Below are 13,447 nucleotides of genomic sequence, written 5' to 3' on the forward strand. Positions count from 1 at the left end.
AGAGTAATCCTGTATCAAAAGTTTTATTTAATGGCTCTTTACTGGGGGCGAATCCAATGAGCAAAAAACTACCTGATTTTTCAAAAGTTGAAAAAGTGACAGAGGCTAATTTAAAAGTCTCACCTTACTCTATATTTGAACTTGATGAAGAAGAGATCGAGTTTACATCAGAATTAAAATATGATTTTTCAAAAGTGTCATTAATTGATAACGACTATCACGGAAAAACTAACCCAATTGATCATTTTACAGTATAGAAATAGGGGGAGACACTTTGGATTATCAATGGTATTAACCTGTTCCATATGATGAACCAATTGAACAGGGAGATATTATTTTAAAATGTCCAGTGCCAATTATAAAAGAGAAAGAAGAGTTTCCATTTTTTAAACTTGGCGGTGGAATATATGATGTTATAGTAATGACACAAGCCTGTGATTTGGTAAATGATAAAGTTGAAGATGTTACTTTGTGCGCATTAATGCCTTTGTCAGAGGTTATTGAAGGTTTAATGCTTAAGGATTTAAATGATGAAGTCAAAAAAAATTTTAATTATAATTCTTTGACAGGATCTCAAAGGAAGAAAAAAAATTCTATTATTCAAAAATTGAAGTCTGGTAGTTATCTAGATTTTCACGTAATAAATGAATTTAATGATCCGCAAAAACCATTACTAAAAATGGACTATATGGTCGTTTTATTAAGACAAACCTATACGTTGCCAAAAAAAGCTTTGGGAAAAATTCTGATACAAAAAAGGGAAGAAAGAATAAGGCTGCTTCCACCATATAGAGAACATGTTGCACAATCCTTTGCTAGAAATTTCTTTAGAATAGGTTTACCTATTGACTTAAATATTAATCCTGAATCAGGTATAATCTAACCCTTCTTTTTATAAAGAGGGGATTTTTTATTATTGGAAGGATTTTGAAAATTAACAGAGTGTAAACAATATCTAGGAGCATTCCTCTAATGAAGAAATTTGAGGTTTGATAAAAAAATCCCCTTGGTATAGTACAGGGTGTCAAAGCGCATTGACCCCGAAATTAAATAAACCAAAGAGGACTCAAGATGAATTATACACAAAATCAAAAAATCTCTCAAATTACACCATCAACTCTTATTGTAGGTATTGATGTAGCGAAAGAAAAGCACGTAGCCCGTTTTCAAGATGATCGAGGCTTAGAATTTGGCAAGAGATTGTTCTTTGAAAATCGTATACACGGCTTTCAAACCTTGTTAGATTGTGTCAATCGTCACCAAAAAGACCATCATAAGGATCACGTGATGTTTGGAATGGAGCCTACCGGTCATTATTGGCTAAATCTTGCCTACTTTCTAAAGGCAAAAGGATATGATGTAGTGCTAGTGAATCCTATGCATGTTAAAAATCTGAAGAAAATTAAAGTTTATAGAGGGAGGAAATTGTTTAAATCAAAAACGTATGGCCACAATCAATCTTTAAAGCCATACGTTTTATTATAGATCTGCCACTACACGATTTCGGCCAGTTTCTTTTGCTATATACAAATAATAATCCGCTAGCTCAATGGCAGCTTCTATTCCCCAGTGCTCCTTTAACGGTGCAATACCTGCTGAAATGGTGATGGTGTTAATTAATTGACCGTCTAATGAATAAAAGTGATGTTCTTCCATTTGATGCCGAATTGCTTCAACTATTTCCATTGCATCATTTTTATTCGATGATGCAATGGATAGTATAAATTCTTCTCCACCGTAACGTCCCGCGACTATTTTTTTAGGATCAGCGTTTTGAAGAATTTCAGCCACTTCTTTTAATACTTTATCACCACATCTATGTCCGTATGTATCATTAATTTTTTTGAAAAAATCTAAATCGAGCATCACAATGTAAAGTGGTGTTTTGGATCTTAATTCACTAATGATTTCAGCAAATTTTCTCATATTATATAAACCTGTTAATGGATCTCGGTCTGCATATGTTTTGAGCTGTTCAACGAGCTGATGTTGATGTCGACTTGATTGAACAAAATAGTGTAAAATGTACGCCCCAATTTGAAAGGAAAGAAAACGAGGTACAGCAATATCTTTAAAAGCTTCCAAACCATTAGGAACTAAAAAAATGATCGGCAAGTCGCTAATTATCCAAAAAAGGGAGTATAGGAAAAAGAATTTTAAGTTCGTTATATTATGCTTTTGAAGAGAATAATGAATGAGTGCCAACAAAGTTGGTAAAGCAAGCCCAAAAACAATACCCGGTAAAGCACCAGGTCCTCCCATCATAAACCGCCATATCGATGTAACCGCAAGGATTGGAATGGTAAATGGAGGCCCGTGTAATAAAGCGACATAAGTAATGGGAATCGTCCGTAAGTCAAAACGATATTCACCGATGAAAATGGGCACATAAAACATAGCGATGATCGCTAAAGAGGTTAGTAAAATATGAAAAAATCGAGTGAATGAATCTGATAAATCATTTTTTAATTTCTCAAAATAAAGTCTTTGGATACTTAAATGCATGATTAATAATAATGCAATATTAGACAAAATCGATTGAATCAATACATCTCACTTCCAAGCTTTTCGTTTAATGTCCACATTACATTATAATGAATGGAATGATAAAAAGATAGAAAAAGTTGATCAAGTTGATCGAATGATGAATGAATAAAATGTAAAAGATAGAGATAATGTTCGAAAGATTTTTAAATGAAAAATTAATAAAAAATTAGTTGCAAATTAGATCTGAAATTTGTGAAAAGACAATTCATTTACTATTGTGTATTAAAATGATAAAATCAATATCAATTGTTAAAACTTGGTGTTGAACTATATTTAGAATGCAAAAGGAGGATTCAGATAACGTGGATCTTTCCATTTTATTAGAATACAGCTGGGTATTACTACTTCTCATTGCACTTGAAGGGCTATTGGCAGCTGATAATGCACTTGTATTAGCAATTATGGTCAAGCATCTTCCAGAAGAACGGAGAAAGAAAGCGTTGTTTTATGGACTTGCAGGTGCATTTGTTTTCCGTTTTTTGTCTCTGTTTGTGATTTCATTTCTTGTCAACGTATGGCAAATTCAAGCAATAGGTGCGCTTTATCTAATGTTTATTGCCATTAATCATATATTTAGAAAAAAGGTTGCCAATAAAGGAAAGAATGAAGAAAAACTAGAAAAGAAACAATCGGGCTTTTGGGGAACTGTTTTGAAAGTAGAATTGGCTGATATCGCCTTTGCAATCGACTCCATTCTTGCAGCCGTAGCATTAGCCGTTACACTTCCGAATACAAATCTTCCGCAAATCGGAGGGCTAGATGGAGGTAAGTTCCTCGTTATTTTTGCTGGGGGAATAATTGGTTTAATTATTATGCGCTTTGCAGCGAATTTCTTTGTAAAATTGCTTCATACGAAACCTGGATTGGAGATCGCAGCATTTATCATTGTAGGTTGGGTAGGGATCAAGCTATCTGTTTATACATTATCACACCCTCAGCTGGCAATCTTACCTGAAGGCTTTGCCAAATCACCTCAATGGAAAATTACATTCTATGCTGTACTCATTTTGATCGCATTAGGGGGCTGGTTTCTATCAAAGGAGAAACAAGAGGATTTACCTGAAGAAAAGTCCAATGAAAATGATTAGTTTCAAGATTTTGACCTTTAGAAATATTGGCTTGAGCCGCTCCTCATTTGCGCTCAAGCTTAATTTAAGATTGAATGGAAATCGTCTAGCGAATTAGTTCACTGTGAAAGGTTAGAAAAAAGTTATAGAAGATTATGGAATGATGGAACAAAATGGCGTCATTATTCATTCAATAGGAAAAAAGTATATGAACAAGCTTTTACATAAAGGCTAAAATTCAACTCATCCTCTGCCAAAACTTGACTCAGTTAGAAGTTTTGTATTTGTTGACAATATAAACTGTAACCATTAATATTACATTTAGGGGGAAGGTTTCTTATGAATAGCGATTTTTCGATTGCTGTTCACTGCGTTGCGTATTTAGCCCAAAAGCAAAACCAACGAGTGACCAGTGAAGACATCTCTCAAAGCGTTTCGGTCCACCCAGTAAGGTTAAGAAAAATTTTAAGTGTATTAAGGAAAGAAAATATTATTACTTCTAAAGAAGGGGCGAAAGGTGGTTTCTCTTTGAACGATACACCAGAGCGTATTACCTTAGACAAAATATTTAAAGTAACGAGTGAAGAGACGCTTGTACCGAAATGTCCTGATGCCAATGAAAATTGTCTGATCGGTAAACATTTATCCGATATACTCATTCGCGTTTTTCAAAATGCGGAAGAGCACTTTTTAAACTATTTAAAAAGTGTGACTATACAAGATATTATTGATGAGATCAATCAAAGTGAATCTCATAGCGAAGACTAGTATTAAAAGGCACAGCTGATGCTAGTTTGTGTTAGTTGTGCTCAGAAAATTTTTTTTGAATAAAACTGTAACAAAATATATTTCAGTTTATGGAGGTGAATAGGAATGAAGAAAAAACGGGTTGTCGTCGGAATGTCTGGTGGGGTGGACTCCTCTGTGGCTGCTTACCTTTTGAAACAAGAAGGGTACGATGTCATCGGCGTCTTTATGAAAAACTGGGATGACACTAATGATGACGGGGTTTGTACGGCAGCGGAAGATTATGAAGATGTGAGAAGAGTGGCTAATCAACTCGGTATTCCTTACTATAGTGTGAACTTTGAAAAAGAATATTGGGACCGTGTGTTTACGTACTTTGTGGATGAGCTGAAACGAGGTCGAACACCTAACCCTGATGTGTTATGTAATACCGAAATTAAATTTAAAGCGTTCGTTGACTACGCTCTTTCGCTAGATGCTGATTATATCGCGACAGGTCATTACGCAAGAATTAACAGAGAAAATGGTCAAATCACCTTACTACGTGGAAAAGACTCCAATAAAGATCAAACGTATTTTCTTAGCCAATTAACGGCAGATCATTTGTCCAAAGTTCTGTTTCCATTAGGAGAATTAACAAAGGATGAGGTACGAAAAATCGCTCAAGAACTAAACCTTATTACCGCCAATAAAAAAGATAGTACTGGAATTTGTTTTATTGGGGAAAGAAATTTCAAACGCTTTTTAAAGAATTTTCTGCCGGCAAAGCCAGGAGAAATTCGTTCACTCGACGGAGAAGTTCTAGGTATTCATGATGGATTAATGTATTACACGATTGGTCAACGAAAAGGACTTGGCATCGGTGGCAAAGGAACAGGTGAACCTTGGTATGTCGTCGATAAAGATTTAGAAAACAATGTTTTACTCGTCGCACAAGGAAAAAACCATCCAGCATTGTTCTCCACAGGTGTTATAGCATCAAACGTTAACTTAATAAATGGAGAAGTTCGTCAGGGTACGTTTGTATGTACAGCAAAATTCCGCTACCGCCAAGAAGATCAAAACGTACGTGTTCATCTTCGTGCGGATGGAACAGCATTTATAGAATTCGAAAAACCGATTAAAGCTGTTACTCCAGGACAAGTAGCGGTATTTTATGGCGGTGAGGTTTGTCTTGGCAGTGCCATTATTGACAAAGTAATTAAAGAGAATACAGCATTTGCTACTGTCGCATCATAAAAAACGTTATGGAAATTAAAAGATTGTTTCGAAATCACCAATTTTAAAAGTGTGATATGGTGGCATAACCAAAAAATTTGAAATGGGTCATCCCTGTATGATGGCCTAATTTTATAAGGGTGTGGTAACAATGGAAAAATTTAAAAATCATAAAGGGTATTCAACTGTGTACAAAGAAAACAAACTAACGTTAGGGTTGTTCTTTCCGATTGAATCATATATGGGGGACGTCCCTGAAATGAATATCGAAAAGCAAATGAAGTTGGCGAAACGGGCAGAAGAGCTCAAATTCGCGTCATTGTTTATAAGAGATGTCCCGTTGCGTGACCCGAATTTTGGTGATGTCGGGCAAATGTATGATCCGTTTACGTATTTAGGATATGTGGCGGCCCACACCGAAAAGATCGCCTTAGGAACAGGAAGTATTATTTTAACGCTGCGCCATCCTCTTCATGTTGCCAAAGCAGCCGCTTCAGTTGACAAATTATCTGGTGAACGACTTATTCTCGGGGTCGCAACAGGTGACCGTCCAATCGAGTTTCCAGCCTTCACTGTAAACCCGGAAGATCGTAGCGAACTGTTCCGAGAAGCGATAGATGTTATGAGAAAAGCATGGAAGGAGCATTTTCCAACCATTGACTCTAAACGTGTACATTTATCAAACGGAGATCTTTTACCAAAACCGAAATTGTCAGACATACCTTTGATGGTGACGGGTCATAGCGGACAGTCGCCTGAATGGATTGCTGAACATAGTGATGGATGGATTTACTATCCACGTGGACTTAAATTTCAAAAATCATTGATCGACAATTGGCGTTCGTTAACAGACAAATTTAAGCCATTTACCCAGTCGCTTTATATTGATTTAACGGAAGACCCAGATCATGTACCAATACCGATTCATCTTGGATTCCGTACTGGGCGAAATTTCGTAATTGAATTTCTTGAAGCGCTGCAAAATGCAGGTGTAAACCATGTCATCATCAACTTAAAATATGGACAACGCCCAGTAGAAGAAGTGATTGAAGAATTAGGTGAATTTGTGCTTCCACATTTTCCGGCTTTATCATGAGTTGATCATGATTAAACATGAACAAGAAAGGAAGGTAATGGGATGAAAGTTTTGGTCATTGGCGCTAACGGAAAAGTAGGTCAACAAGTGGTGGACATGCTTTATGCGCATGAACAACATACCGTGAGGGCGATGGTTCGAAAACAAGAACAACTCGAGGCTTTTCAGCAAAAAGGAATTGAAGCGGTACTCGCTGATCTAGAAGGTACGGTCGCTGAAATTGCCGAAGCTGCGAAAGGTTGTGACGCAATTGTATTCTCCGCAGGATCAGGTGGACATACTGGAGCCGATAAAACATTGCTTGTCGACTTAGATGGTGCAGTTAAAGCAATGGAAGCGGCTGAAAAGGTCGGGGTTGAACGATTTGTCATCGTGAGCTCATTCCAAGCCCATAACCGTGAGAACTGGCCTGAAAATCTTAAACCGTATTATGTCGCTAAACATTATGCTGACAAAATGTTAATGAATAGCGGATTAAATTATACGATTATTCGCCCTGGTTATCTTCGTAATGAAAAAGGAACGGGGTTAGTGATTGCTGCTGAAAATTTACCTGGTGGGAGCATCCCACGGGAAGATGTAGCAAGAACAATCGTTCAAACTCTTGATGAACCAAATACGTATAAAAAAGCCTTTGATTTAATATCAGGGGAAACAAAGATTGCGAAAGCGTTGAAATCGCTGTAATGAACTTTCAGTGAAAAGGAGAAATTAGAAATATGACCTACCCATTTTATGCTTTCTATAACTCAATGGGGAGTGAAAGCGGTGACGCTTACTGCAAGCTAAGTCGTTCACTTAAAGCGTTTCGAGATATGGAGCGTCGACTAGAAGCACATCCACATTAGGCGAATTTAACATTAACTCCATAGCTTCAGACAAAAACGTCCTGTTCGTTGACGGAGCAGGACGTTTTTGTTTCAGGAAGATGACGATTTATCTTTTCACATCTCACATCAGCTTAGTAAAATGTGAATTCCAATAGATCATGGATCAGATCTGTTGATTTGTAAAAATATGATATAGAAGGACTTTTTTAACTAACCCTTTAACACATCATGGTCTACGTAACGTTCACCATTCAGTTCACTGATGATGTTGATGGCAACTTTTGCTCCATCACCAGCTGTAATGATCGTATGCACGCTAACACCAGCGACCGTTCCGGCAGCCCAAATTCCATCAACATTCGTACGTCCGGAAGCGTCCACATCGATGACGGTTTTAATACGCGGTTCTGTTCCCGATTTTGTATTTACCCCAATTTTTTCCGCAAGATCTGTTGCGATACCTGTTGCGAAAATTACATGCTTTGTTTTAAATGCAGCCTTGTCTGTTTGAATGAGGAAACCCGTCTCTTCTTTTGTGATGTCGACTACTTGTTCGTTTACCAATTCTGCTCCGAACTTCACTGCTTGTTTTTTTCCGGTTTCCACTAAATCTGGACCTGTTATTTCCATCACGCCATAATGATTTTCTACCCAAGCTCGCTTCGTCATGCTTTTGTCGTGATCGATCAATACCGTTTTCTTTCCTGCTTTCGCTGTAAAAATGGCGGCACTTGCTCCAGCTGGTCCAGCACCAATAATCGCTACATCATACATCGTACCACACCCCTTTTTGGAAATTTTCTAAATCATTATAACATTTCCTTGTAGATCTCAATAGTAATATGCTTCATATTATTTATAATAATTATTATTTGATATTTAATATAAAATATATTATTATAAAGGTAACAATTTTATAGAAGGAGAGATCTCATAATGGAAAAGCGAATGATTTGTGGACAATGCCAACAACCGGTACGTCAATTAAAACATTCAACCCTTTGTCAATGTGGGATGAAAATCGTACAAAAGCTTTAATCATTAAAGTTGAATCGTGGCAACGACAGGAAATAGGAAGAGACGTTCGTTAGCAAGCAAGCTAATCCTTTTATTCAACAATAGGAAAAGATAATAGTAGAAGAGTCCCTTTCCCTTCTTCACTCTTAATATCCATTTTTCCGTCATGCAACAGCATGATTTCTTTGACAATGGAGAGGCCAAGTCCTGTTCCACCAGTTTTTCGAGAACGTGATTTATCTGTTCGATAAAAACGCTCTCCAATTCGGTTTAAATCGTTAGCCGGAATGCCGATTCCATAATCTTGAATGGCGACAATCGCGAATGATCCATCCTGATAAGAGGAAATGTTGATTTGACTATTTTGGTAGGAATATTTTATGGCATTGTCAACGACATTGTAAAAAACTTGCTTGAGACGAGAATGGTCGCCGTAAATAATCAGTTCATCATCTAAATGCATGACAAGCTTTATATTTCTTTGTTTTAGCGACGTTTGAAAAAGTTCAAGCGAATCTAGAATTAGTTGTGATAAAACGATAGGTTCCTTTGTCAGCTTAAAGTTTTTGTCTTCTAATTTATTTAACTCCATCAAATCATTAATGAGTTTTTGCATTCGTTTCGTTTCCTTTTGAATGAGATGTAAATGTTTTTTCAGCTCTTCAGGGGAATGATAAATTTCATCAAGTAAAATTTGCGAATATCCCCCAATATACGTTAAAGGTGTTCTTAGTTCATGAGCGACATTTGCGAGAAATTCTTTTTTATTTTCTTCTTCTTGTTCAAGAGATTGTGCCATTTTATTAAAAGCCATGGCTAGCTCTCCAATTTCATCTGAAGAGGTAATGGATACTCGTTTTGAAAAATTTCCACGGCCTACTTCTTTTGAAAATGCTTGCATTTCACGCAATGGCTTAAATATTGTTTTCAAGAAATAACGAATACCGAAATATAAAAATAAAAAGAACAAGGCACCTGCAATAACTAAAATAGGAATCCCCTTGCGAAATACTTCAGGAATTTCAGCAAGTGGTACATAAATATAAATAAAGCCTATTAACTCCTCTTGATTGCCTAATGGAAAGATGGCCCCAACAATGTTTCGCTGAAATTCTTTCACATATCCTTCCTTCATGACATATTTTCCATCACGCAGTTGTTTTTCATCTTCTTTACTAATTAAATCTTCATAATTAATTTTATATGGAAAAAATTGATCGAGCTCATCTAGCTTATCGACTACAACTACTTCATATGGAGAAATGACGTTGTACCAAAAGATTCTCTCCTTGATTTCATGGTTTAAAGACCCGTAATGAAAATGAGCTGCTGTTTGCTCACCTTGGTAAATGAGAGACTCTTTAATGCTTCGAATGTATAAATCTTTATATAAAAAATGAATAAATAAAAAGGAAAAAATAATCGCCATTACGACACTAATGATTAAAAGTGATAGCACCTTTTGATTTAATGAAAGCTGTTTGATCTTCAAATTTTCACCTCAAATTTATAGCCAAGTCCCCATACGGTTTTAATAAGATCGGCGTTTTCTTTTAATTTCAAACGAATCGTTTTAATATGTGTATCTACTGTTCGTTCACTGCCTTCATAGGTTTGTCCCCATATTTGATCAAGCAATTGACTACGTGTAAACACCTGCCCTTTGTTTTTCGCTAAAAATAACAATAAATCAAATTCTTTTTGTGTTAATGTGAGCTTTCGGTCTTGTATAGTGGCTGTCCGTCCCGGAAGATCAAACTGTAAAGGACCAAATGTTTCGAATTTTGAACCGCTTACACCTTTGCGTGTTCTTCGAAAGATCACCTCCATACGTGCTAAGAGCTCTGCAGGATTAAAAGGTTTGACAATATAGTCGTCGCCGCCAAGCTTTAATCCTTTCACTTTATCTTGATCGTCTCCTTTTGCGGTTAAAAAAATGACTGGGGTATCAATGTGATGATAATGACGCATTTCCTCGACTAATGTAAATCCATCCATGTATGGCATCATGACATCAACAATGAGCATGTCTGGGGATTCTTTCTTTAATAGATCGAGTGCTTCCATCCCGTCTTTCGCTTCTAAACAAGTATATCCTTCTTTGTTCAAATAAGTTTTAATAAGCTCCCGCATTTTATCTTCGTCATCAACAATTAGAACCTTTAACGATTTCAATGTTATTTACCCCTTTTTCCTTTATTTTTGTGAAGGAATATTCTAATCAAATTATAAATGGAAATCATGAAATTTGTTTGAACTGCTCATGTTTTTTTATTTCTTCAAATTTTTATCACAATTTCCTTTTATAATCAAACTGACTGTTTGTTGAGGGAGGGGATTGGTCAATTACTAATTTATTGTTGTTCTTTAAATACAAACATGGAATGGCTTGAGAAAGAATGAAAAATGTATTAGAGGAGAGAGTACGAAACAATGAAAAAGTTTCAATTTTTAACGATTGTATTTGTTTTTTTACTTGCTGCTGGTTGTGCGGCAGATTCCGATCAGACATCTGAAGAAAAAAACGATCAAAATGAAGCGTCAATGGAGGAACAACCTCAAATGCTTGAAGCCAATATTATCGTACCTGAAGCGATTTCTCCTCATGAAGAAGTAACGATGAAAGTCGAAGTAACACAAGGAGACGAAGTGGTTGATGATGCTTCTGAGGTTATGTTCGAAATTTGGCAGGATGATAAAGAAAACAGTGAAATGATTAAAGCAGAGCACGAAGGAAATGGGGTTTACAGCATTACGAAGCAATTTGAACAAAATGGTATTTATCATGTACAAACACATGTGACGGCAAGAGATCTCCATGTAATGCCAACAAAGCAATTTGTGGTTGGTGAAGTGTCAGAAGAATAAATGATCAAGATGTAAATTATTATTTCCTAAACAAAAAATTAGGCTGATTCATAGGAATCGGCCTAATTTTTTGTTCACGTAAGTGAAACGTTCATGAGTAATATTTTGTTTCGTGCTGGAAAAAATGTTTATTATAGAGATTTAAGGTAATAGAAATAATAAAAACGAAGGAATGGGGTGGATGACAATGAAATATCGTGTTGAACGAGATACGATGGGGGAAGTGAAGGTTCCGATTGATAAATATTGGGGTGCACAAACAGAAAGAAGCTTACAAAATTTTAAAATTGGGACAGAAAAAATGCCGCTGGAAGTAATTTATGCATTTGCCATTATTAAAAGAAGTGCGGCGAAAGTAAATCGTGATCTCGGTAAGTTAGATAAGGAAAAAGCGAATGCCATTATGGAAGTATGTGATGAACTGTTAAATGGTCAATATGACGAGCACTTTCCTTTAGTTGTTTGGCAAACAGGAAGTGGAACGCAAACAAATATGAATGTGAATGAAGTCATTGCCAATCGTGCCAATGAAAAGTTAAAAGAAAAGAACATACAAAAAAATGTTCACCCGAATGATGATGTGAATATGGGACAAAGCTCAAATGATACCTTTCCAACAGCTATGCATATTGCAGGTGTACAAATGATTTCCAAAAAATTAATTCCTGCTATCGAAAAGCTTTCATACACTTTAAAACAAAAGGAAAAGGAATATGCTGACATTGTGAAAATTGGAAGAACCCATTTGCAAGATGCTACTCCATTAACTGTTGGACAAGAAATAAGCGGATGGGTTCACATGTTGTATAAATCCAAAAAGATGATCATCGATTCGTTAGATAGAATGCGCGACTTAGCTATAGGGGGAACAGCTGTAGGAACTGGAATCAATACTCATCCTGAATTTGGAGCATTAATGGCCAAAGAGATTAGAAACTTGACAAAAGAGATGTTTCGATCATCACCAAATAAATTTCATGCATTAACGAGTCATGATGAAATCGTTCTCGTACATGGCGCCTTAAAAGCTTTGGCAGCAGATGTCATGAAAATCGCTAATGATATTAGATGGTTAGCAAGTGGACCGCGCTGTGGTATTGGTGAATATTCAATCCCTGCCAATGAACCGGGAAGTTCAATTATGCCTGGTAAAGTGAATCCAACACAAAGTGAAGCTTTAACGATGGTTGCTGTGCAGGTCATGGGTAACGATGCTTCAATTGGATTTGCGGCAAGTCAAGGGAATTTTCAACTAAATGTATTTAAACCAGTGATAATCTATAACTTTTTACAATCAGTTCGTTTGCTAGCTGATGGAATGCGTTCATTTCACGATAAATGTGTCGTTGGAATGAAGCCAAATACGGAAGTTATCAATCAATATGTAACAAAGTCTCTCATGCTCGTAACCGCATTAAGCCCTCATATTGGCTATGAAAAGGCAGCAAAAGTAGCGAAATTAGCTTTTGAACAAGGTTTAACGTTAAAAGAGTCAGCCATTAAACTAAATGTAATGTCAGCGGAACAGTTTGATCGAATTGTCCAACCGGAAAAAATGATTGGTCCACAACCATCCTAAAAGTATAACTTTCATCCTTTAGGGAATGATGAAAATGTAAAAAGGGGTGGTGACATGAAAAAAAGAGAAAAACAAGAGCCTACAATAGCTCCTGGAATTGACGATGATGAAGAGTTAGAGCAAAATGCAACAAAGGAAGAAATTGCACGCGGTGATTATACAGAGGTAACAACATTATCATATGATGAAGTCGCCCCATCTTAAACGAGCAGGGAGAAAACATTTATAAGCCCTTCCGCTATATAGGAAGGCTTTTGCTTTTGATGGATGATCAAAATTTTATTTGTCAAAATAATAAATTTTGAGATAAAATAATAAAAAAGTAAAATAGACGCCGCTTAATCCTGTAAAGGAGCGGGGGAACCGTTTTGTGTTGTGAACAGCGCTGGGGTGAATCCTTCTAAGGTAGGATACCCTTCAATCCGAACCCGACAGCTAACCTCGTAAGCGTGGAAGAGAGAATGATTTGATACCAATA

Annotated in this window: 15 protein-coding genes and 1 riboswitch; of the genes, 11 read left to right on the forward strand and 4 right to left on the reverse strand. The window is 36.4% G+C overall.

Annotated features, from left to right (window positions below; genetic code table 11):
• Positions 1 to 56 precede the first annotated feature (56 nt).
• The 3 genes from J2S06_RS05445 to J2S06_RS05455 all read left to right on the forward strand — a co-directional run bounded on the left by J2S06_RS05445 (position 57) and on the right by J2S06_RS05455 (position 1,485).
• On the forward strand, positions 57 to 257 hold the full coding sequence (locus J2S06_RS05445) for a hypothetical protein (protein WP_419151569.1): 201 nt from the start codon (positions 57 to 59) through the stop codon (positions 255 to 257).
• A 92-nt stretch (positions 258 to 349) separates the two neighbouring features.
• A complete protein-coding gene (locus J2S06_RS05450) occupies positions 350 to 883 on the forward strand; it encodes a hypothetical protein (protein WP_419151570.1) in 534 nt (177 codons plus the stop codon).
• A gap of 188 nt (positions 884 to 1,071) precedes the next feature.
• The gene (locus J2S06_RS05455; protein ID WP_419151571.1) at positions 1,072 to 1,485 is read left to right on the forward strand and encodes an IS110 family transposase; all 414 of its coding nucleotides are present in this window, start codon (positions 1,072 to 1,074) and stop codon (positions 1,483 to 1,485) included.
• Here the strand turns inward: J2S06_RS05455 and J2S06_RS05460 are convergent.
• Positions 1,480 to 2,547 carry a diguanylate cyclase gene (locus J2S06_RS05460; RefSeq protein WP_419151572.1) on the reverse strand — a complete coding sequence of 356 codons (1,068 nt, stop codon included), beginning with the start codon at positions 2,545 to 2,547 and terminating at the stop codon, positions 1,480 to 1,482. The genes J2S06_RS05455 and J2S06_RS05460 overlap by 6 nt on opposite strands.
• Before the next feature lie 302 nt (positions 2,548 to 2,849).
• Here J2S06_RS05460 and J2S06_RS05465 point away from each other — a divergent pair, with 302 nt between their 5' ends.
• From J2S06_RS05465 to J2S06_RS05485, 5 genes are all read left to right on the forward strand, one after another.
• Positions 2,850 to 3,635: a TerC family protein gene (locus tag J2S06_RS05465; RefSeq protein ID WP_419151573.1), complete on the forward strand. Its 786-nt coding sequence runs from the start codon at positions 2,850 to 2,852 to the stop codon at positions 3,633 to 3,635.
• A gap of 318 nt (positions 3,636 to 3,953) precedes the next feature.
• On the forward strand, positions 3,954 to 4,382 hold the full coding sequence (locus J2S06_RS05470; protein WP_044746952.1) for an RrF2 family transcriptional regulator: 429 nt from the start codon (positions 3,954 to 3,956) through the stop codon (positions 4,380 to 4,382).
• A 105-nt stretch (positions 4,383 to 4,487) separates the two neighbouring features.
• Positions 4,488 to 5,600 (forward strand): tRNA 2-thiouridine(34) synthase MnmA, encoded by a 1,113-nt coding sequence (gene mnmA, locus J2S06_RS05475; RefSeq protein ID WP_419151574.1) that lies wholly within the window; start codon positions 4,488 to 4,490, stop codon positions 5,598 to 5,600.
• Between the two features lie 130 nt (positions 5,601 to 5,730).
• On the forward strand, positions 5,731 to 6,675 hold the full coding sequence (locus J2S06_RS05480) for an LLM class oxidoreductase (protein WP_419151575.1): 945 nt from the start codon (positions 5,731 to 5,733) through the stop codon (positions 6,673 to 6,675).
• A gap of 42 nt (positions 6,676 to 6,717) precedes the next feature.
• Entirely contained in the window at positions 6,718 to 7,362 is a 645-nt protein-coding gene (locus J2S06_RS05485) for an SDR family oxidoreductase (RefSeq protein WP_419151576.1), read from the forward strand.
• Between the two features lie 353 nt (positions 7,363 to 7,715).
• Here J2S06_RS05485 and J2S06_RS05490 read toward each other — a convergent pair whose 3' ends face one another.
• The 3 genes from J2S06_RS05490 to J2S06_RS05500 form a co-directional block, all read right to left on the reverse strand.
• Positions 7,716 to 8,279, reverse strand: coding sequence for an FAD-dependent oxidoreductase (locus tag J2S06_RS05490; protein WP_419151577.1), 564 nt, complete (start codon positions 8,277 to 8,279; stop codon positions 7,716 to 7,718).
• Positions 8,280 to 8,613: 334 nt separating this feature from the next.
• A complete protein-coding gene (locus J2S06_RS05495; protein ID WP_419151578.1) occupies positions 8,614 to 10,014 on the reverse strand; it encodes a sensor histidine kinase in 1,401 nt (466 codons plus the stop codon).
• A complete protein-coding gene (locus J2S06_RS05500) occupies positions 10,011 to 10,703 on the reverse strand; it encodes a response regulator transcription factor (RefSeq protein ID WP_419151639.1) in 693 nt (230 codons plus the stop codon). Before J2S06_RS05500 ends, J2S06_RS05495 begins: the two co-directional genes overlap by 4 nt.
• 252 nt (positions 10,704 to 10,955) lie before the next feature.
• On the opposite strand from J2S06_RS05500, the gene J2S06_RS05505 reads away from it, so the two are divergent.
• The 3 genes from J2S06_RS05505 (at position 10,956) to J2S06_RS05515 (ending at position 13,173) form a co-directional block, all read left to right on the forward strand.
• The gene (locus J2S06_RS05505; protein WP_419151579.1) at positions 10,956 to 11,390 is read left to right on the forward strand and encodes a FixH family protein; all 435 of its coding nucleotides are present in this window, start codon (positions 10,956 to 10,958) and stop codon (positions 11,388 to 11,390) included.
• Positions 11,391 to 11,577: 187 nt separating this feature from the next.
• Positions 11,578 to 12,969, forward strand: coding sequence for a class II fumarate hydratase (fumC, locus tag J2S06_RS05510; RefSeq protein WP_419151580.1), 1,392 nt, complete (start codon positions 11,578 to 11,580; stop codon positions 12,967 to 12,969).
• A 54-nt stretch (positions 12,970 to 13,023) separates the two neighbouring features.
• On the forward strand, positions 13,024 to 13,173 hold the full coding sequence (locus tag J2S06_RS05515; RefSeq protein ID WP_419151581.1) for a hypothetical protein: 150 nt from the start codon (positions 13,024 to 13,026) through the stop codon (positions 13,171 to 13,173).
• A gap of 121 nt (positions 13,174 to 13,294) precedes the next feature.
• Positions 13,295 to 13,434, forward strand: a riboswitch (cyclic di-AMP (ydaO/yuaA leader).
• Positions 13,435 to 13,447: the final 13 nt, after the last annotated feature.

The sequence above is a fragment of the Bacillus alveayuensis genome, from assembly GCA_030812955.1.
In the GTDB taxonomy this organism is placed as follows: domain Bacteria; phylum Bacillota; class Bacilli; order Bacillales; family Aeribacillaceae; genus Bacillus_CB; species Bacillus_CB alveayuensis.